Raw genomic sequence first — 19,063 nt, 5'->3', positions numbered from 1 at the left:
CGTCGGCGCAGCCGGCGGCGGAGGTGTGATCGCGATGGGCATGACTTCTCATCATGGGCACAACGACCGGCCGCAGGGGTTCGGCCGTCTTGAGCTGTGGCTGCAGCGCAACCCGTGGATGGCGTTGGTCTGCGGCCCCTTAACGGTCGGTGGAGTAGGTCTGCTGGTGTGGCACACCGTAACCACCAGCGCGTTATTGAAAGCTGAACTGGGCGGGCCCTCTGCACTCAGGAGCGCTTTCGAGCGTGGGACGCCGGACGCGGCCAGCGGCCTCGGTGCCTGGATGGTCTACCCGGGCTGCTTACTCGTTGCGACGGGGAGCGTGATCGGGGCCGCGGTGACCGTGACGGACTGTTCGCGGCGCGTGTGCCGCGCGGTAACGGTCGCACTCGTACTCCTCGCAGCAGTGCACGGCGTCCAGTCATGGATACTCTCGCTCATCCGGTGCCGGTCGATCCCGCCGCGCTGCGACCTCGGCCCCTCGCCGCTGTGGATCGAGTTCACCTCCTTCCTGCTCTACTCGCTGGTACCAGTGGCGATCACGGTCTCGCTCGGAGGTGCGAGTACCGCTGTAAGCCGTGTCCTGAGTGCGCGAGCGAGACAGGGCAGGAGCGCCTGGACGTGGCGCAGCGTTGACGAAAGGGAGGAGCCGACCTCGCCGAAGGCCGGGCCTGCTCCGCTGGCGTCGACCTTCGCGCTCCCGGCGAGCACGGAGAATGCGCACTGGGTACACAACGCGGAGGTGCCCGGAGACTCCCCGAACAGGGACGGTCAGTGCACGACTGGAATCAGCCTGTCCGGCGGCGGGATACGGTCGGCCACCTTCGCGCTCGGAGCTCTGCAGGCTCTGCAGAGCAAGGATGAGCTGAGGAAGGCCCGGTACCTCACGGCGGTGTCGGGCGGGGCGTACACAGCCGGAGCGCTGCTGTTCGCCCGCCATGCCCGCGTTCCCGACGACGCCGAGGACACGAAGGCGGAGCCGCACCCGCAGAGTGTGCCGATCGCCCACGCCGCTGGAGTGCCCGGCGCTCCCGACGACGTCTTCGGGCCCGGCTCGCCCGAGTTCGACTACCTGCGCTGCCACGCCAGCTATCTGGCCCGAACGCCGCGGGAGTGGCTGATGGCCATCCTCGTCGTGCTTCGGGGCGCGACGATTTCCGCGGTCTTCCTCGGTGCGCTGGCCTACGTCTCGGGCCGCTGGATCGGCCACTTCTACTACGAGACGGGTCGCCACGGCGACTTCGACCATCCTTGGTCTCCGGTATGGGGGTTCATCGCCCCGGCCGCCCTGCTGGCTGCGGTGGCCGGATTGCTCTGGGTGCTCGCTACCTGGGTACGCGGCGAAAGACCCCCGTTCAGTGACAAACGCAAGCGATGGGGATCACTGCTGAGCAACACGGCAGAGGGGTTCATGTGGGCCACCGCAGTGCTGGTAGCCACCGGTGCAGTCGTGCCCGTCGTCGTCTGGGGGAGCGAGTGGATCGTCCACCTCCACCTTCCGGGGAGGGAAGGCAACCCCGGACCCGCGACGGCCGTCAGGGGCGGAATCGTGGGGACCGTGGGGCTTGTGGTTTCGGCGATCGGTCTGTGGACAAGCCGTCTGACCGAGATCCGGAACTCTCTGCGTCAGACGGACGAGGACCTGAAGCTCTCACGACGGCTCGGAGAGTCCGGCCGACGGATGGCGCAGTGGCTCGCCGTGTACGGCGGTCTGGTCCTGATCGTAGGCGTCTATCTCACCGTGTTCGGCATCAGCGCGTACGCTACAGCGCCGATTCCGCCGTCACGTCAGATCGCCAACACGCGTGGGTCCCCCGTCTTCACCACTCCGGTGTCCAACGTCGTCTTCACCCTGGTCCTCACCGGTGTCCTGCTCCTCCTCTACTGGCTGGTCGACGAGACCGATCTGGGCCTCCATCCCTTCTACCGCAAGCAGTTGGGTCGGGCATTCGCCGTCCGGCCGCCCGCGCGCAAGGCATCCCACGAAGGCGAGAACTGGCACTCCGACGGGTATGAATCGAGCGATGCAGCCTGGTCCGGTCTGGATGCCTACCAGAGCTCCGAGGACCGTCCGCAAGTCATCTTCTGCGCCTCCGCGCACTCCAGCGACGCAGCAGACATCCACCCCGGCCGGCGCGCCCTCCCGTTCACCTTCTCGCGCGACTACGTCGGTGGTTCCGGTGGATGCTGGGTCAGGGTCGGCAAGCTGCGGAGTTATCTCAAGCTCCACTGCAAGGACCGAGGCACCCACCTCTCCCGCGACCTGACCGTGGAGACGGCGATGGCGGTGTCCGGCGCGGCGTTCTCGTCCGCAATGGGGAAGTACAGTCGCCCCGCCGAGGTCCTGCTGGCCCTGGCCAACGCACGCCTCGGCACCTGGATCGTGAATCCTTCCTACCTCACGGTGGGCCACTTCTGGTGGTGTCCCCCGGTGCCGAAGCGGCGCCGCATGTCCTACCTGCTGCGGGAGATCTTCGGCGTGTACTCCCGCGAGCGGCCCCTCATCTTCGTGACCGACGGCGGCCACTACGAGTTCCTCGGGCTGATCGAACTGTTCCGCCGCCGGTGTGACGAGATCTACTGCTTCGACGCCAGCAGCGATCGGCGCGCGTTCGCCGCGTCTGTGGCGGAGTCGATCGCGCTGGCCTACGAAGAGCTTGGCGTCACGATCGAGCTGGACCACCCCGACCATGCCGCGCCGCACGGTCCAGACGGGAATCCGACGCGGGACACCGTTCTCGCGCGTACCGCCGACACCCCTGTAATCACCGGTACCTTCCGCTACCCCGGCGAGGGCGGTCACGGCCGGATCGTCATCGGCAGGACAACTCTCGATCCCCTGACGCCATGGTGGATCAAGCGCTACGCGGCCGAGCACGACCTGTTCCCGTACGACGCCACCGGTGACCAGTTCTTCGACACGGACAAGTTCAACGCCTACACGAGCCTCGGGTCGCACGTGGGCGAGGAGGCCATCGCGGCCATGAACGCCTTGCGTAGGACGGCCAGGATCCATCCGCCGTCGTGGCCAAGACCACACCGGGCCCACTGGCGGTCCGGCAGAGGACAGTGATCACTTGCCGGTGATCCGGCCTGCCAACTGCCACGCGGGCCCGGCCGCGGCCGGGCGTCAGGTCATAGCCGTCTTCCGTGACCAGGACCAGGTCGCAGCGAATCGCGCCCCGCTTCCGCACCTCCCCGCCGCGGCGCAGCACGACGTCGTAGAGCCACTCGCGAAACGGCGTCTGCAGGGCGGCGGGGACGTCCCTGCGCAGGGGAGCGGCGCCGGCATTGCGGTAGGGAGGCAGGGCGTCCACGTAATCGGCACCGCGCCGCCACAGACGGACGGGTATCTGATCGCTGGTCAGGCGTCTTCGGAGACCTCGCCGCAGCCGGCCCAAGGGATGGCCCGTTCAACACCGCACCTCTCGCAACGGGCCGTCGTAGTCGCCCGGTGCGACACCACGTTCAACGCGATGGCCTGGCTGTTCCACCCCGACGACGTCTCGGCCGTACCGCTGATCAACGAGCGCTCTCATGATCCTTTCACGCCGCGCGTCGCCGAGCGGGGCCGGATGACCGCGACCGGGCATGCCGCGTCCTGAAGGAGGGCGTGACTGACGGACCCGATGGCGAGTCCGTGGAAGCCGCCCTTGCCGCGCGAGCCCACCACAGCGAGGTCCGCGCGCCCCGAGGCGCGGATCAGTGCGACGCTCGGTCGCGCCCGCACCAGCTCCACCAACACGTCGACGCCCGGATGGCGGGCGCGCAGCTCGCCCAGATCGCGCTCCGTATCTTGCCGAAACTCCTCGGCGATCCGCTCGGGGTCGGGCACGGTGCGGTCGTCGGGTGGCGTCGGCAGCCCCCACGCCCGCAGGACGTGCACTGCGGCACGGCGGAGCGAGGCCTCCTCGAAAGCATAGGTGAGCGCGTCGAGCGAGACCGGGGACCCATCGGTGCCGACGAGGACACGGTCGTTCCCACCACTGACGTAGCCGACGACGACGACCGGTGCCGCAGCGTGCCCGGCGACCTGCAGGCTCACCGAGCCCATCAGGGTGTTGCTCACCCCGCCCTCGCCGCGGGCGCCGAGCACGACCACGCTCGCCCGCTTGGACTGTTCGACGAAGACGGCCGCAGGGTGTCCGATGATGAGTTCCGGCGACACGTCGACACCGGGCTGGCTCTCCCTCGCAATGGTCGCGGCCTCGGCCACGATGTCGGCGGCACGGTCCCGGACGTTGAGCCACGTGCCGGGCGGGTGGAACGGGATATCGTGCTCCCAGGTTGGCAGCACGTGGACGACGCGCAATGCCGCCCCGCGCAGGGCCGCCTCGTGGGTGGCCCACGCCAGGGCGCGTAGGCTCCGCCCGGAGCCGTCGACACCGACGATGACTGGTTCGATCATGACTGGGCCTCCGAATCAGGCCGTTTCGGTTCCTTCCGACCGGCGATCGTGCCGTTCGGGTCTGCTGAACCCCGCTCCCTCCGGGGGCGCCTCCACTCTCAGGGTCCGCCCGCCCCGGCACGTCCCGTAGGGCCGGACGGGCCCCGGTGTCCGGGCCGTACGGCAACCCCCCTGCTGGCGTGCGCGGCATTCCGCGCGGTCCCGCGGGTTCGTCCTGCTGTCGGCCGTCGGCCGGCGGAGCGGCGGAGCGGCTGAACGGGGCGGCTTCCGGGTTCTGGCTCGTCCTCATCGGCCTGTTCATGTGGTCCGCGGCCGCGGCCGCACTGGTGGGCGCGCTGCGGGGCCTGCGGGTGTCCAACGTGGTGTCGGCACCCGTGGTCACCGGACCCGACTGGACCACCGTGGAGCGCTTCCTCGCCGACGTCACCGCGCGGACCCACCACACTGCGATTCCGCTGGTTGACTTCGAGGGCCGCCCGAGTGGGCTGGTCGACCTGCGCCGCCTCACTCTGAGCCCGCCGCCCGACAGAGCGCAACTCCGCGCCCGGGACGTGGCCACCCCCCTTTCCCGACGTGCTCTCGCCGCCCCCGGCGACGATCTCGTCGAGGTCCTCGACCGGATCGCCACCCCAGCGCCGATCCTCGTCCTCGACGCCGGCCGGCTGGTCGGCATCATCACCATGGACGACATCGAGCGGACCGCTCGCCGCCGCCTGGCCGCGGCAAGTCGCAGCAACTGAGGCGCGGAACGGACGGTCGAAGCCTGCCGCAGACCGGCCGAAAGCGCCGGCCAGCTGGTTGAGGGGGCACTGGCGCGCGACCGCACCTCAGCGGTGCCCTCCTCGCCACCGGTTGGCTAGGAGCCGCCGGTGATCTCGATCTTCCGGGCCGCCTTCTCCACAGCGCCGATCGGTGCCTTCACCGTCAGCACGCCCTGGTCATAGGTCGCGGTGATGTCCTCCTCGTGCACGCCTTCGGGCAGCCGGATGCTGCGGGTGAAGGAGCCGTAGCGGAACTCGCTGCGGTGCTTCTCCTTCTTCTCCTCGCTGCGCTCCGCGTGAACGGTCAGCACACCGCCCTCGACGGTGATCACGACGTCCTTGGCGGGGTCGATACCCGGCAGTTCGGCCTTGACCACGTAGGCCCCTTCCTCCTCGGACTCCTCCACCCGGATCATGTGCTCACCCATCGGCATGCGCAGTTCCATGGGGAAGTCCTCGAACCAGTCCGCGAACGGGGGCAACCAGTGCGCACGCCTGTGGAGCATCTCGCCGGCCATGTCCGGTCCTCCTCACTCGTTCGAACACCTCCTCCCATCGTGCTGCGTCCGCCACCGGGCCGCGATCGGACACCGGCGCAGCACGCCGACGGGTCCGGCCCGGAAGGGGCGATTCACGGAATCGCTCCCTAACGTCGGCGTTCATCCGGCCGACGCCGTACGGCACGCGCCAGACTGACCGCGGCCACCGGAGGTTCCCCCTATGGACGGTCGGTTGGGGTGCGACCGGGCCTTGGCAGGGCGGGCCCAGGGGCGGCACGGTGGCCTATCGCGGCCGGGAGTAGACCGAACTAGCGTCGATTGCATGGCGGTTCGCCGATGGCCTCGCGACGCGCCGACCCGGCACGTCGCGAGCGCGGCCGACCCAAAGGGCTCTGTGCCTGGGCCGGCCCTGCGCTGTCGCTTCCGACTCCGAGGCCCGGGGAGCCTTCGTCCCGCCCGAGGAGGACACCTATGACAACCGGAACCGAGATCGGCACCGAGGTCCTGCGCGAGCTGCTCGCCGCGCCGGGTCCCTTCCTGTCGGTCTACTTCGATCTCGACGTGCGCCCGGAGATGGGCCTGGACGTGGAGGAGGCTGGCCGCTGCGGCCCCCGCTCGTACCCGGGCCCGGCTGACCGGCGGCAGCCGGCCCTTCGCGCTCCAGGCCGGCGGCCCTTGTCGCCCGCCCGGTCGGCGGCACCGAGCGGGCGGACGGCAAGGATCGCCGGCCGCCGGTGGCCGTCACCCCCGCTGGGTGACGGCCACCGAACAGGGCTCACACCGTGGTCACTGTCACTGTCACTAGCACGACCACGGCGTGGTGACGTGGCCCGTCACGGTGTCCACCGCCACCGTCCTGCCCTCGCTGGGAATGCAGAAGTAGTAGGTGGGATGCGGGTTCTGCACGACGGGCTCATTGAGGTACAGGGGCTTGAACGCGCCGGTGTGCCCGGCCTTGACGGCCAGATCGTGGGCCTGGACCTCCGTCATGGTGAACGGGGAGATGGCCTGGATCCCGATCGGGACGCTCCACGGCTGCGTGCTCTGGTACTGACCGGTGGTCGAGTACCTGTACTCGAAGGACGGCTCCGAGCCCTTGGCCCGGAAGCGGATCCACCAGGCCTGGACGTCATCGGGGTTGGTCGTGGGTGTCAGCAGGACGGCGTACGCGTCGTAGAACTGCGAGCCGGGGTGCTCCTGCTGCGCCTTCACCTTGGCCTCCCGCACGATCTGTGTGAGCGGGAGGTGGGGTGCCGCGCTGGCGGTGGACGGGGCGATCGGCAGCAGCGACAGGGCCGTGGCGGTCGCGGCGAGCCCGATCCGTGCCCGAAGGCGGCGGCGTGGTGTCCGGCACCCGTTCAGTGCGGGTGTCGCGGGCGTGGGGGCGGTGCGCGTGGTGTTCATGTCCTTCATCTCCTTCGACCCGGACCCTGCGTGGTCACGGTGGAAGTCGACTGCCGGGTTCGGCGCGAGCGGTGGCCGACGGGCGAGTGGTCCTCGGCCGGGCTCCGCGGGGATGCAGCCTCCCGGGGTCCAACGGTAGGAAGGTCTCCGGGCGCCGTCTCCTGGCCGTCGTCCTCGCTGAGCCGAACAGGCGAACCTCTCACCCGGAGCGATGCCCGTCCGGGGTTCCGCCGCGCGGTCCCGGCCGGGTGGGCCCGATCCTGTGCCGCTCCTTGATCATCGCTGACTGTTACACGATGGTGACACGATCTTCTCGAAGCAGGCGTCCCAGCCGACGGGCCGACGAGCCTGTCGATCGTCCCATTCGCGTGCTGGCCAGGACCAGGGAGGGACTTTCCTCCCGTCAAGCGAGCGGTGCCGAGCGAGGCCCGGTCGGTGGCGTGCAGCACTCCGTGGGGATCAGGGAGTTCAGTGGCGCCGTGGTGGTCGGAGGGCCGGTCGCTGATCGTCACCGGCCGAGGCTGCGGGACCTTTCGAGGGTGTTCTTGTAGATGCGGCCGTCCTTAGATGCGGCCGTCCTTGGTGATCACGGCCAGGTTCTGGTCCGGGTCGCCCAGGACGGTGAGCTCCTGGGTCCGGCCGCCCTCGCCGAGGAGGACGTCGGCCCGCGGGCGGCCGGAAGAGCGTGATGGTCCGGTTCCCGGGCGGCTACGTCGCGGAGACCCACACCGACCGGTGACCGCCGCGCAGGCCACCCCCGTACCCGGAGCTGCACCCGCCCGCCCTCACCAGGACCGGCGGTGCAGCGCCATGTGCACGGCATCGACGACCTGCAGCAGCGCTGCCCGGGCTGTGCCGGTGGGGCAGCGTGCGCCGAGCAACAGAAAGCCGTGCGGCACCCCCTGGTAGCGGGTCGCCACCACCGGGACGCCCGCCAACCTGAGCCGGGCGGCGTAGGCCTCGCCCTCGTCCCGCAGCACGTCGGCCTCGGCGGTGACCACCAGCGCCGGGGGGAGCCCGGCGAGCTGTTCGAGGGTCGCCCGCAGCGGCGCGGCGACGGCCTCCCGCCGCCGGTGCGGCTCCGGCACGTAGTCGTCCCAGAACCGGCGCATGTGGTCGCGGTGCAGGAAGTACCCGGTCGCGAACCGGTGGTAGGAGGCGGTGTCGAAGTCCGCGTCGGTCACCGGGCACAGCAGCACCTGGTGCACCAGCCGTACGTCTCCGCGCTCCCGGGCGAGCAACGTCAGGGCCGCCACCAGATTGGCCCCCGCGGAGTCGCCGACGGCGGCGATCCTGTCCCCTTCCAGCCCGACCTCCTGGCCGTGCGCATGGATCCAGCGAGCCACGGCGTAGCACTGCTCGACGGCCATCGGGTAGCGCGCGGCGGGCGTCCGGTCGTACTCCACGTACACGACGGCGGCGTCGGTGCCCAGGGCGAAGTCCCGGATCAACGGGCCGTAGCAGGCGGCGTCCCCGATCGACCAGCCCAGACCGGGCAGGAACAGCACCACCGGGCTCGGCTCGGCGCCGCCGACGGGCCTGGTCACCTGGACCCGCACCCGCCCGGTCGGTCCGCACGGCAGGGCGAGCCACTCCGACGTGGTGCCGTACGGATCGTCCTCGTACTCCTCCGGCCCGCTATCAAAGCGGCCGTCGGAGGTGAGGACGGCGAGGTCCGGCAGTTCCGTCGCGGACCGGCCGGCTTCGCCGTCCAGGAACTCCGCGAGTACCCGCTCCAGCACCGGTCGCCGACCGCACGCACCGCTTCCGACCTGCCCGGACCGGCAGCACTCGGGGTGCGTGTCCCCGACCGCCCCCGCGACGACCGTTTCGTCGCTCATCGGGTGCGCTCTGTTCGCCCGGGAGATACGCCGGCCCGGCCTCGCCCGACGCCGGCGCGCTGTGCCGTTGAGCGTTGGATCGGCGGGAGCAGCACCCGGCCGGCGCCCGTCACCCGGCCCCAGGGGGGCTTGGCGCCCCAGTCCGCCACAGTCGGTGAGCCGGTGAACGGCTCTTCCGCGACGAACCGTTGGAGCACGGCGAGCACCTGCGCCACCCGGTTCGCGAGGGCCGGGGAGTCAGGCCGCGTCGGTGGCGTTCGGCGAAGACACCGAACCAGCCGGTCGCGTTGGAACAGCCGCCGTGGACGAGCACGGCGGTGGGCCTGGTGTGGGGGCATGGCAGCCTTTCGGATGGCACCGGGTGGAGGGATCAGGAGGCAGGCTTGTGGTCCTCGGTCCGGGTGGCGTAGGCCTGCCACTCGCGGGGCGAGACGCCGAAGGCGTCGCGGAACGCCCGGCTGAAGTGGGAGTGGCTGACGAAGCCCCAGCGGTGCGCGACGGCGGACACACTGGTCTGCTGACGGGACAGGCGCTCCAGCTCCCGGCGACAGGCGTCCAGCCGGCGCTGCCGCACCCACTGGCCCACAGTCATCCCGTCCTGCTGGAAGAGCTTGTGGAGGTAGCGCACCGAAATGTGCTGGGAGCGGGCGATCGATTCGGGCGAGAGGTCCGGATCGGCGAGGTTCTGCTCGATGTGGGCGCGGATCCGGGACAGCATCTCGGCCGCACCGGTGAGGTGTTCCGGGTTCTCCCGGTCGAGCAGCTCGGTCACCAGGATGGCGACGACGTCGGAGACGCTGCGCGCGAGGTGGTTGCCCGGCCGGGCCCGGTGGGCCGGCGCCTGGGCGGCGAGGGTACGGAGGAACTGGGAGGCGAGCGAGCCGATCCCCTCGCTCCCCCGCGCCATCAGCCCGCCCGCGCGCCGGACGTCGCTCTGCCGGACCCCCAGGTAGAAGCAGGGGACGCGGAAGAGGACCATCCGGCACTCGGAGTCCTGCAACAGGCCCGCCGGGTGCGGGGTGGTGTCGATCAGCAGGTCTCCCGGGGCCAGCACGGTGCTGGCCCCGCCGCGCCGGACGGAAGCCGCGCCGTGGACGTGCAGGGCGACGTAGAGGCAGTCCCCGGGAGCGGTTCCGGGCGGCGGGGAGAGGATGTCGATACAGCCGTTGCCGCCCTCGCGGACGGCCTGGTCAAGCGGGTGGACCGTGCCTTCAAGCGGGGAGGTTTCGGACATGGGTGAGGGACCCGACTGGCTCACGGGAGGCTCCGACCGGTTGGAAGTGGTGCTGTGCGGATGCTGGCGAGGGTGGCTCGCCGCACGGCTGAGCGGCGGCGCCACCGGCAACGGGGCGTTCAGGAGGGGAAGTCCTTCGTCCTTCCGGCGCCATTCATACAAGGAGTGGAATGGCTGGACAAACATTCAACAAACCGAGGATCCGGCGGCTTCGCCCGACCCGGACGGTGCTCAGCCCGAGTGGCATCCACTCCTCGGAGAAGACCCCGCCGGCACGTTTCCCGGGAGCTCAAAAAGCACGCAGGACAATGAAGTTCGGGATACCGGCTCCGAAGCAACGCTGATCGGCGAAGCCACCTGACCACACCGCTTCCCGACCACGGCCACGGCCGGGAGGGCCCGCTTCCCGGCCGAACCGACGGCCGGGAAGGTGCACGGGCCGTCACGTCGCCGTGCACCACCGGAACATCCCCGCCGCCCCCTCCCCAGCGTGAACGGCGGATCCGCCGTCCCCGGTCCACGGCTCTCCCGGGGCCCGGGGCGGGACCGCCTCGCCGCCCGCACGGCCCCACTCCGCGCGCACCGGCGCCGACACCCGCTCCGACACCGACCCAGGAGACCCCGCGCCCACCCACCCGCTGCCCGATTCCTCGCAGCCCACGCGGAGGTCACCGTCACCGGGATCCTCCTCGCCCCCGGCTGACGGCCGGACCGCCGCCACCTGCGGTGCAGCAGCCGACCACCCACCGCGTACCCTCTGGAACCGGGAACAGCGGCACGGACGGAGCCCGGCTTCGGCAGGCGTGGGCGGACGGGAAGAAGCTCGAATGGCAGGGTCAGGCGGTCCACTGTCCCATCGTGGCCTGCGCGGCCGGGAGGCCGAGCTCGTAGAGCTCCAGGCGCTGATCGCCTCGGTGGCCCGCACCGGGAGCGGGGGGCTGGCCCTGATCCAGGGGGAACCGGGCATCGGCAAGACCACCCTGCTCGCCGAGGCCGTCTCCCGGGCCGGCACGGCGGGGTTCTCCGTGGGCCTCGGCAAGGCCGATGAGCTGCACCACCTCGTGCCGTTCTCGTCGTTGGCCGCCAGCATCCTGCGCGGCGACCGGCCGCTGCTGTCCGACGACGACCTCGCCGATCTCGCTCGCAACCACGACCAGCGGATCTGGCTGGTGGAGCGACTGGCGGAGGCGATAGAGGCCAGGGCTGCCGAGGCGCCGGTGCTGATCGGTCTGGACGACGTGCAGTGGGCCGACGCGCTGAGCCGGTTCGCCCTGCAGCAGCTGCCGACCCGATTGCGGACCTCGCCGGTCCTGTGGCTGCTGACCGGGCGCCGGGAGCCCGCGGGCCCGGCGGAGGAGATCGTGGCCGCCGCCACCGGCAACCTTCCGACGGTCACGGTGTCCCTGGGCCCGCTGTCCGGCGCGGCCATCGGACAACTGGCCGACGACACAATCGGATCGGCGGTCGACGCGTGGGTGCGGGACCTTCTCGACGGCGCCGGCGGGAACCCGTTCCTGGCGGTCGAGATGCTGGCCGGACTGCGGACCGTCGACGCCTCGCAGGACATCGTGCCCTTCCGGCTCGTGGTCGGCGTGCGCGGCAGGCTCCGATCGCTGCAGCCCGGCACGCTGCGCTTCCTCCAGATGGGAGCGGTGCTGGGGCGCCGGTTCGGCTTCGAGGACGCCGCGGCGCTCTGCGACCGCCCGGCCGCCGCTCTGTTCCCCGCGCTTGAGGAAGCGGTTCGTGCGGGGCTCCTGGACGACGACGGCGACCATCTGGTCTTCCGGCACGACCTACTGCGCCAGGCGGTCTACGCCGACATCCCGCCGTCTGCCCGAAAGGTCCTGCACCGGGAGGCCGCCCGCCGCCTGGTCGCCGCGGGCCGGCATCCGATCGACGCGGTGCCGCACATCCTCCGGGGCGCCGTGCCCGGGGACGAGGAGGCCGTGGCACTGCTGCGGCGAGCCGCCGACGAGGTGCTGGCCGTCACCCCGGGCCCGGCGGCCGACCTGATGCTACGCGCCCTCGAACTTTCCCCGCCGGCGGGCAAGTTGAAGTTCGAGGTGGGCGAGCAGACGATCCTCTGCCTGACCCGGGCCGGCCGGAACCGCGAGGCGCTGGCGACCGGTGACCGGCTGTTGGCCGACCGGCCGCCGCTGGAGACCTTCGGCCGGTTGCAGTCCGCCCTGGGCGGCGCGCTGTGGACCCTGGACCTCGCCGACGAACTGCGCCGCCGGGCCGAGGCCGCGCTCGCCGCGGGCGGCTCCGCCCCGGAGATCTGCGCACGGCTGGCCGCCCTGCGCGCCCTTGCCCTGTCCCGGGGTCGTGACCTGGCCACGGCGCGGGGGGTCGGCGAGACCGCGCTCCGGACCGCCACCGCGATCGGCGACCGGGAGGCCCATGTACTGGCCCTGTCCGGGTTGGGCGAGATCGCACAGAACGCGGGGGAGAACGCGGTCGCGCTGGAGCGCTTCGCCGCGCTCAGCGCCATCGACTCCGCCTTCCTCCCCGAGGAGGTCGTCGCACACCTGCACATGGACGACTTCGCCTCCGGTGAGCGCCTGCTCCTCAGGGCCGCGGACCGGGGCGGTGCGGTGCGTCTGGCGATGCTGCTGTGGGCCCAGGGCCAGCACGACCTGGGGCTCGGCCGGCTCGACGACGCCGAGGCCGACTTCGTGACCATGGAACGCCTGGAGGACGAGGTGCGAGCGCCCGTCCAGCAGGTGAACGGGCGGGTGATCCGCTCCCGGATCGCCCTGCTGCGCGGCGACCGGGAGGCGGCCCGGGAGCACCTGCTCGCCGCCCGGGAGGGACTGGCCGTCAAACCCAACCCGGGCACCACGGCCGCGGTGCGCTTCCTGGAGGCCGTCCACGCCGAGGCAGACGGGGACTCCGGACTCGCCGTCGACCGGATCCGCCAGGTGCAGCAGCAAGGACCCTTCATGCGGTGGCGGCTGCTGCGCGACTGGGTCGACGCCGCGGTCCGGATGTCCCTGCGCGGCGGGGAGCAGCAACTCGCCGAGGACCTGGCCGCGCAGGCCGAGGCCCACGCCGAACGCAACCCGTCCGTGCCGACCGCCGTCGGCATCGCGGCGCAGACCCGCGGGCTCGTACGCAACGACCCCGCCGCGCTCGGACACGCCGTGGAACTGCTGGGGGCAAGCCCCCGCCCGCTGACCCGGGCCGCCGCCCACGCCGATCTCGGCCTGGCACTGCTGGCCGCGGGGCGGCGCGGCGCGGCGGTGACCGCGCTGACGCACGCTCGGGGCGCGTTCGCCGCGGCGGGCGGCCACGCTGCGGCGGCACGTGTCCAGCGCGCCCTGGAGCGCGCCGGAGCCCACGGCCGCCGGGTGGCGACCGTGCAGCGCCCCGTCCAGGGCTGGGGCGCCCTCACGGCCTCGGAGGAGAAGGTCGCGCGCCTCATCGCCCAGGGCCACACCAACCGGTCGGCCGCCGATGTGCTCGTGGTGTCCCCGCACACCGTCAACACCCACCTGACATCCGTCTTCCGCAAGCTGTCGATCGGCTCCCGGGTCCAGCTCGCCAACCTGGTCGCCTCCCTGCCCGGGGGTTGAGCGGGGCGCGTTGGTACGTTCACGCGATGCCCCGCGGCGGCCGGACACGCTTGGCTGGGTCATCGCTGTCCCCGTCTCCCCCGCCCAGTCGAAGGTCACCGGCATGCACAGCCCCACCCCCGTTCCGCCGACCGTCGTCCTGGTGCACGGGGCGTTCACCGACGCCTCGTCCTGGGCGGGGGTCATCGGCCTGCTGCACGCTGCCGAAGTGACGGTGCACGCCCCGGCGAACCCGCTGCGCGGCCTGGAGCATGACGCCGCGTGCGTCAGGAGCCTGGTGCGGGACCTCGGCACCCCCGTCGTCCTGGTCGGCCACGGCTACGGCGGCGCGGTGATCACCCACGCGGCCGGCGACGCCGACCAGGTGGTGGCCCTGTGCTACGTCGCCGCGTTCGGCCTCGACGCCGGCGAGTGCGTGCTGGACATCACCGACCGCTTCGCCCCTTCCCCGCTGGCCGCCGCCACCATCACCACGGCCCTCTCCGGCCCCGACAGCGAGGTGTACATCCGTGCGGAACGGTTCCGCGAGGTGTACGCCGACGACCTGCCACCGGCGGTCGAGCAGGCGCTGTCCGCGGCGCAACGCCCGATCGCCTGCGGCGCGCTGACCGACAGGTCGGGCTCGCCGGCCTGGGCGTCCAAGCCGTCCTGGTACGCCATCGCGACCGCCGACCGAATGCTCAACCCCGCCGCCCAGCGCTTCATGGCCCAACGCATGGCGGCCACCGAGTACGTGCTGGACGCTTCGCACGCCGTTCCGCTGTCGCGGCCCGACGCCGTGGTGGCGATGATCCGGGAGGCCACCGGGCACGCCATGGGTACTCCCGGGGGTGTTTAATATGCGTTCGAACGGAAGAGTCCGGTTGGTCCGGTGAACGGCACCCTGGAGTCCACCCCCTTCGCACGACCCGCCCCAGTCACCCAGTCACCCCACAAAGGCACCAGCATGACCTCACCGGCCAGATCGTCGGCTCGGCGGACCGCCGCCCTCCTGACCGGGATCCTCCTCCTGGTGCCGGCCGCCACCGGGTGCGGTCACAGCACCGGTTCCGGGCCGGCCGAGGGCGAGGTCACCACCATCACCGCGCTCGACTACTACACCGACGAATCCGAGCACACCCAGTGGGGCGACCTGCTCACCGCGTGCGGCCGGACGGTCGGGGTTCGGGTCGAGCAGACGAGCGTCCCGGGGGCGTCCCTCGTCCCCAAGGTCCTGCAGCAGGCGTCCTCTCGAACCCTCCCCGACCTGCTGATGCTCGACAATCCCGACCTGCAGCAGATCGCCCGGACCGGCGCGCTGACCCCGCTGGACGGCTTCGGCATCGACGCCGACGGCTTCGCCCAGGGCATCCTGTCGGCGGGCACCTACCAGGGCAAGGTGTACGGACTGGCCCCCAACGTCAGCACCGTCGCCCTGATCTACAACAAGGACATGCTCGCCGAGGCCGGCGTCGCCGTCCCGAGGACCTGGGACGAACTGAAGTCGACCGCAGCCGCGTTGACCCGTCCCGGGCGCTACGGCATGGCGGTCGACGCGAACGCCACCTTCGAAGGCACCTGGCAGTTCCTGCCCTTCCTGTGGTCCAACGGCGGCGACGAGCGGCAGTTGGACACCCCCCAGGCCGCACAGGCGCTCCGGCTCTGGGTCGACCTGGTCAAGAGCGGATCCATGTCGAAGTCGGTGCTGAACTGGACGCAGGCCGACGTCCACGACCAGTTCGTCGCCGGACGGACAGCCATGATGATCAACGGCCCGTGGCGCATCCCAGCCCTGAACCAGGACGCGAACCTGCACTGGGGAGTGGCCCCCGTGCCCGTCCCCCGGCTGGGACAGAGCCCGGTCACCCCGCTCGGCGGCGAGGTGTGGGCGGTCCCGCAGAACCCTTCCAAGGCCCGGCAGGAGAAGGCCGCCCGGGTTCTCGCCTGCCTGAACTCCCCCTCGAACATGCTCACCCTGGCCCAGGAGCACCACACCGTGCCCTCCCGCACCTCGGTGGCCGCCCAGCACGCCGAGGAGGACCCTTCGATGGCTGCCTTCGCCCAGAGCGTGGCGGCGGCGCGCGCCCGTACCAGCGAGCTCGGCGTCGAGTGGCCCACGGCGGCGACGGGGATCTACACCGCGATCCAGTCCGCGCTGACGGGTGAGCAGACACCGGAGGAAGCCCTCAGCCATGCACAGCAGACCGCGACCGGCCGCTGACCCGTTGCCGGATCGGCGCGGGGAGCGATGGGCGCGGTGGCTGTTCGTCGCGCCCGCCGCCGCGTACCTGCTGCTGTTCTTCGGCTACCCGATCGTCGAGAACGTCGTGATGAGTTTCCAGCGGTACACCGTCACGACCTTCTACACCGGTGACTCCCCGTTCGTGGGGCTGCGGAACTACGCGGCGGTCCTCTCGTCGAGCCGCTTCCCCCGGACCCTGCTGACCACGGCCGTGTTCACGGCCGGCTCGGTCCTGGGGCAGTTCGCCGTCGGCCTGGCCTTCGCCCTGTTCTTCCGCCGCCGCTTCCCGCTGAACGGCGTGCTGCGCTCGCTCCTGCTGCTGCCGTGGCTACTGCCGCTGGTCGCCTCCGGAACCACCTGGAAGTGGATGCTCGACCCCGACACCGGGGTCGTCAACGCGGTGCTGCGCGGCCTCCACCTCGGGTGGTCCGGTGTCCCCTGGCTCACCGGCACCTCCCAGGCGCTGCTGTCGGTGGTCCTGGTCAACATCTGGGTCGGCGTCCCCTTCAACACCGCGATCCTGTACGGCGGTCTGCAGGACATCCCCCCGAACCTGTACGAGGCGGCGAAGCTGGACGGCGCCGGCCCGCTGGCCTCGTTCCGCCACATCACCTGGCCACTGCTGCGGCCGGTGGTGAGCGTCGTGCTCGTGCTGGGCGTGGTCTACACCCTCAAGGTGCTGGACGTCATCCTGGTGGTCACGGGCGGAGGACCCGCCGACGCCACCGAGACCATCGCCACCCAGTCCTACGAACTGTCCTTCCGGCAGTTCGACTTCGGGCGCGGCGCCGCGATGAGCAACCTGCTCATCGTCTTGTCGCTGGCGTTCGCCGTCCTCCATCTGCGCGCCGACCGACGCGCCCGGACCGTCTGAAAGGCGATCCCGTGAAGCGCCCACCCGGCCGCGGCGGCCTGATGTCCACCCTCGTCGGGACCGTCCTGCTCGCACTGATGCTGTTCCCCGTCTACTGGATGGTGAACGCCTCCCTCCAGCCGGCCGGCAACACCCTGCGCGGAGAGTGGTTCCCGCTCCATCCGGACCTCAGCGGGTACGCCACCGCGCTGCGCGACCAGGGGCGCAACCTCGTCACCAGCCTCGTGGTGGCCCTCGGCAGCGCGGTGCTCAGCCTGGCACTCGCCGCGCCGGCGGCACACGCGCTGGCCCGGTTCCGCCTGCGCGGCACCAACGTCGTGCTCCTCGGCATCCTGACCACCCAGATGGTGCCGGGCATCGTAGTGGCCAACGCGCTCTACGGTGCCTACAACGACCTGGGACTCCTGAACTCCCACCTCGGGCTGATCCTCGCCGACTCCACCGCCGGCATCCCCTTCGCGATCGTCATCCTGCACTCGTTCATGCGGAGCATCCCCGAGGAGATCATCGAGGCCGCGCGGGTGGACGGCGCGGGCCGGCTGCGCGTCTTCCGCTCCGTGGTGCTCCCGTTGAGCCGGAACGCGTTGGTCACGGCCGGTGTCTTCTCCTTCCTCTTCGCCTGGAGCGACTTCCTCTTCGCCCTCACCCTGACCACCACGGACACCGTCCGGCCGATCACCCTGGGCGTCTACCAGTACCTCGGCGCCCACACCAACCAGTGGAACGCCTTGATGGCCACGGCCGTCCTGGCGTCGCTGCCCGCCGCCGTCCTGCTCGTCGTCGCCCAGCGCCACGTCACCAGCGCCGCCACCGGTGCGGCCGTCAGGTGAGGGTCACGTCGCGATCTAGTAGGTTCACGCGATGCCCCGCCCCGGGCCCGCTGGCATGGTCGTCCGGAAGGCACGGCGGTGGACGGGACCACCGTCGGCCGACCGACCCGAGGGGAACCCGGTGCCCGCATCTCTCTCCACCGCGCGACTGTCCGCCTCCGACCGGGCCGAGAGCTGGTACGAGGCGGTGTCCCACGCCTACGTGCCGATGGCAGTGGACTTCCTGGAGGAGGTGCCGTCGCCCGGGGCTATCGTCTGCCAGCAACTCGGCCCGGTGCGGATATCGAGGGTCCAGGCGGGGCCCCAGGTGGCGACGCGCAGCCGGCGCATGATCGCCGAGGACGGCCCGCCGTCGCTGATCCTCACCCTGCAGGAGCGTGGCACCTCGCTCAAGGAGCAGGACGGCAGGGAGTCGGCCATCCGGCCGGGCGAGTTCTCCATCACCGACACCTCCCGGGTCTTCCGGAAGAGGATGGACGAGGGGTTCGTCTTCACTTCCTTCCTTTTCCCCCGCGCGGAGTTGGACGTCCCGGAGCGGGACCTTCGGGCGCTGACCGCGACCTCGTTCAGCGGGGCCGAGGGCAGCGCCGCACTGGTGGCGACCTACCTCTCGCAGATGGCGCGCGAGGCGGACGGGCTGGACGAGGCCGTCGGCCGTCGGGCCGCGGCCACCGCGCTCGACCTGCTGGCGCTGCTGGTCGACGACCGGTCCGGGCGCTCCCGGCCGCAGGCCTCCCGGAGCGCAGCCTCGCTGGAGCGGGTCAAGGAGCACATCCTGCGCAACCTCCGCGATCCGGACCTGTCGCCGTCCACGATCGCGGAGGCGAACTTCATGTCGGTCCGCTTCCTCCACAAGCTCTTCCAGCTCGATGGCACCACGGTGGGCGGGTGGATCCGGACCCAGCGGCTGGAACGGTGCAGCCGAGACCTCCTCCGCCCGATGGCCGCGGAACTCGGGGTGGCGGGAATCGCCCGCCGCTGGGGCTTCGCCAACTCCAGCCACTTCAGCCGGGCCTTCCGTGCGGCCTACGGCATGACGCCGAGGGACTGGCAGGTCGGCGGCAGTCCCACGCGATGACCCTCCGCCCGCCCTCGGCACCTCCGCCCCGGGCGGGCCCGGCCATGCCGAAGTCAGTGCCAGTACCCATGTCGACGTCGTCGGCATCGCCACCGACCACTGCGTCAAGGCCACCGCCCTCGATGGCGCACGAGCCGGCTTCACCGTCCGCGTCCTACTCGACCACACCGCCGGCGTCGCCACTGACACCACCACCGCGGCCCTCCACGAACTACGCCAGGCCGGCGTCCACCTCACCGGCCACCCCGTCGTCCTCGGCTGAACCGCACCACGACGGCTTCGTGGTCTTGTGGTGGTCCGTCGCCGCGCCGATCGCGGGCACGTGCGAGGTGAAGAC

Annotated in this window: 14 protein-coding genes and 1 pseudogene; 10 read left to right on the top strand and 5 right to left on the bottom strand. The window is 71.4% G+C overall.

Features of this window, described 5'->3' with window-relative positions; genetic code table 11:
- The first annotated feature begins 34 nt into the window (after positions 1–34).
- Positions 35–3,073, top strand: coding sequence for a patatin-like phospholipase family protein (locus tag ACZ7KX_RS02445; RefSeq protein WP_470325093.1), 3,039 nt, complete (start codon positions 35–37; stop codon positions 3,071–3,073).
- 462 nt (positions 3,074–3,535) lie between these two features.
- On the opposite strand, the gene ACZ7KX_RS02440 is transcribed toward ACZ7KX_RS02445, so the two are convergent.
- Positions 3,536–4,408, bottom strand: a complete 873-nt coding sequence (locus ACZ7KX_RS02440) for a universal stress protein (RefSeq protein ID WP_470324880.1) — start codon at positions 4,406–4,408, stop codon at positions 3,536–3,538.
- A 299-nt stretch (positions 4,409–4,707) separates the two neighbouring features.
- On the opposite strand from ACZ7KX_RS02440, the gene ACZ7KX_RS02435 reads away from it, so the two are divergent.
- Entirely contained in the window at positions 4,708–5,148 is a 441-nt protein-coding gene (locus tag ACZ7KX_RS02435; protein ID WP_470324879.1) for a CBS domain-containing protein, read from the top strand.
- Positions 5,149–5,264: 116 nt separating this feature from the next.
- Here the strand turns inward: ACZ7KX_RS02435 and ACZ7KX_RS02430 are convergent, their stop codons facing one another.
- From ACZ7KX_RS02430 to ACZ7KX_RS02415, 4 genes are all read right to left on the bottom strand, one after another.
- Entirely contained in the window at positions 5,265–5,687 is a 423-nt protein-coding gene (locus ACZ7KX_RS02430; RefSeq protein WP_470324878.1) for an Hsp20/alpha crystallin family protein, read from the bottom strand.
- A 783-nt stretch (positions 5,688–6,470) separates the two neighbouring features.
- Entirely contained in the window at positions 6,471–7,073 is a 603-nt protein-coding gene (locus tag ACZ7KX_RS02425; RefSeq protein ID WP_470324877.1) for a hypothetical protein, read from the bottom strand.
- Between the two features lie 785 nt (positions 7,074–7,858).
- Positions 7,859–8,914, bottom strand: coding sequence for an alpha/beta hydrolase (locus ACZ7KX_RS02420; protein WP_470324876.1), 1,056 nt, complete (start codon positions 8,912–8,914; stop codon positions 7,859–7,861).
- Positions 8,915–9,284: 370 nt separating this feature from the next.
- Positions 9,285–10,148: a helix-turn-helix domain-containing protein gene (locus ACZ7KX_RS02415; RefSeq protein ID WP_470324875.1), complete on the bottom strand. Its 864-nt coding sequence runs from the start codon at positions 10,146–10,148 to the stop codon at positions 9,285–9,287.
- Between ACZ7KX_RS02415 and ACZ7KX_RS02410 the strand changes: the two genes are divergently transcribed.
- The 8 genes and pseudogenes from ACZ7KX_RS02410 to ACZ7KX_RS02375 all read left to right on the top strand — a co-directional run.
- Positions 10,147–10,509: a hypothetical protein gene (locus tag ACZ7KX_RS02410; RefSeq protein ID WP_470324874.1), complete on the top strand. Its 363-nt coding sequence runs from the start codon at positions 10,147–10,149 to the stop codon at positions 10,507–10,509. The genes ACZ7KX_RS02415 and ACZ7KX_RS02410 overlap by 2 nt on opposite strands.
- 466 nt (positions 10,510–10,975) lie before the next feature.
- Complete coding sequence (locus tag ACZ7KX_RS02405) at positions 10,976–13,723, top strand: helix-turn-helix transcriptional regulator (protein ID WP_470324873.1); 2,748 nt, start codon at positions 10,976–10,978, stop codon at positions 13,721–13,723.
- A gap of 103 nt (positions 13,724–13,826) precedes the next feature.
- Positions 13,827–14,561 (top strand): alpha/beta fold hydrolase, encoded by a 735-nt coding sequence (locus ACZ7KX_RS02400; protein ID WP_470324872.1) that lies wholly within the window; start codon positions 13,827–13,829, stop codon positions 14,559–14,561.
- Between the two features lie 108 nt (positions 14,562–14,669).
- On the top strand, positions 14,670–15,923 hold the full coding sequence (locus ACZ7KX_RS02395; RefSeq protein ID WP_470324871.1) for an ABC transporter substrate-binding protein: 1,254 nt from the start codon (positions 14,670–14,672) through the stop codon (positions 15,921–15,923).
- Positions 15,895–16,818, top strand: coding sequence for a carbohydrate ABC transporter permease (locus ACZ7KX_RS02390; RefSeq protein WP_470324870.1), 924 nt, complete (start codon positions 15,895–15,897; stop codon positions 16,816–16,818). The genes ACZ7KX_RS02395 and ACZ7KX_RS02390 overlap by 29 nt, the downstream gene beginning before the upstream one ends.
- Positions 16,819–16,829: 11 nt before the next feature.
- Positions 16,830–17,648 (top strand): carbohydrate ABC transporter permease, encoded by an 819-nt coding sequence (locus ACZ7KX_RS02385; RefSeq protein ID WP_470324869.1) that lies wholly within the window; start codon positions 16,830–16,832, stop codon positions 17,646–17,648.
- Positions 17,649–17,769: 121 nt separating this feature from the next.
- Positions 17,770–18,726 (top strand): AraC-like ligand-binding domain-containing protein, encoded by a 957-nt coding sequence (locus ACZ7KX_RS02380; RefSeq protein WP_470324868.1) that lies wholly within the window; start codon positions 17,770–17,772, stop codon positions 18,724–18,726.
- A 64-nt stretch (positions 18,727–18,790) separates the two neighbouring features.
- Positions 18,791–18,988, top strand: a pseudogene (locus ACZ7KX_RS02375) (isochorismatase family protein); the annotation flags it as partial.
- Positions 18,989–19,063 lie beyond the last annotated feature (75 nt).

Source organism: Kitasatospora sp. NPDC038210, from assembly GCF_055600605.1.
The sequence above is the reverse complement of the archived record's forward strand: the minus strand, read 5'-3'. Positions and strand labels throughout refer to the sequence as shown.

Excerpts from the sequence above, each read along its gene's own strand:
- ACZ7KX_RS02425 (WP_470324877.1), bottom strand. The coding sequence starts at position 7,073 with ATGAACACCACGCGCACCGCCCCCACGCCCGCGACACCCGCACTGAAC.
- ACZ7KX_RS02430 (WP_470324878.1), bottom strand. The coding sequence starts at position 5,687 with ATGGCCGGCGAGATGCTCCACAGGCGTGCGCACTGGTTGCCCCCGTTC.
- ACZ7KX_RS02415 (WP_470324875.1), bottom strand. The coding sequence starts at position 10,148 with ATGTCCGAAACCTCCCCGCTTGAAGGCACGGTCCACCCGCTTGACCAG.
- ACZ7KX_RS02410 (WP_470324874.1), top strand. The coding sequence starts at position 10,147 with ATGGGTGAGGGACCCGACTGGCTCACGGGAGGCTCCGACCGGTTGGAA.
- ACZ7KX_RS02440 (WP_470324880.1), bottom strand. The coding sequence starts at position 4,408 with ATGATCGAACCAGTCATCGTCGGTGTCGACGGCTCCGGGCGGAGCCTA.
- ACZ7KX_RS02420 (WP_470324876.1), bottom strand. The coding sequence starts at position 8,914 with ATGAGCGACGAAACGGTCGTCGCGGGGGCGGTCGGGGACACGCACCCC.
- ACZ7KX_RS02445 (WP_470325093.1), top strand. The coding sequence starts at position 35 with ATGGGCATGACTTCTCATCATGGGCACAACGACCGGCCGCAGGGGTTC.
- ACZ7KX_RS02400 (WP_470324872.1), top strand. The coding sequence starts at position 13,827 with ATGCACAGCCCCACCCCCGTTCCGCCGACCGTCGTCCTGGTGCACGGG.
- ACZ7KX_RS02395 (WP_470324871.1), top strand. The coding sequence starts at position 14,670 with ATGACCTCACCGGCCAGATCGTCGGCTCGGCGGACCGCCGCCCTCCTG.
- ACZ7KX_RS02405 (WP_470324873.1), top strand. The coding sequence starts at position 10,976 with ATGGCAGGGTCAGGCGGTCCACTGTCCCATCGTGGCCTGCGCGGCCGG.
- ACZ7KX_RS02435 (WP_470324879.1), top strand. The coding sequence starts at position 4,708 with ATGTGGTCCGCGGCCGCGGCCGCACTGGTGGGCGCGCTGCGGGGCCTG.
- ACZ7KX_RS02390 (WP_470324870.1), top strand. The coding sequence starts at position 15,895 with ATGCACAGCAGACCGCGACCGGCCGCTGACCCGTTGCCGGATCGGCGC.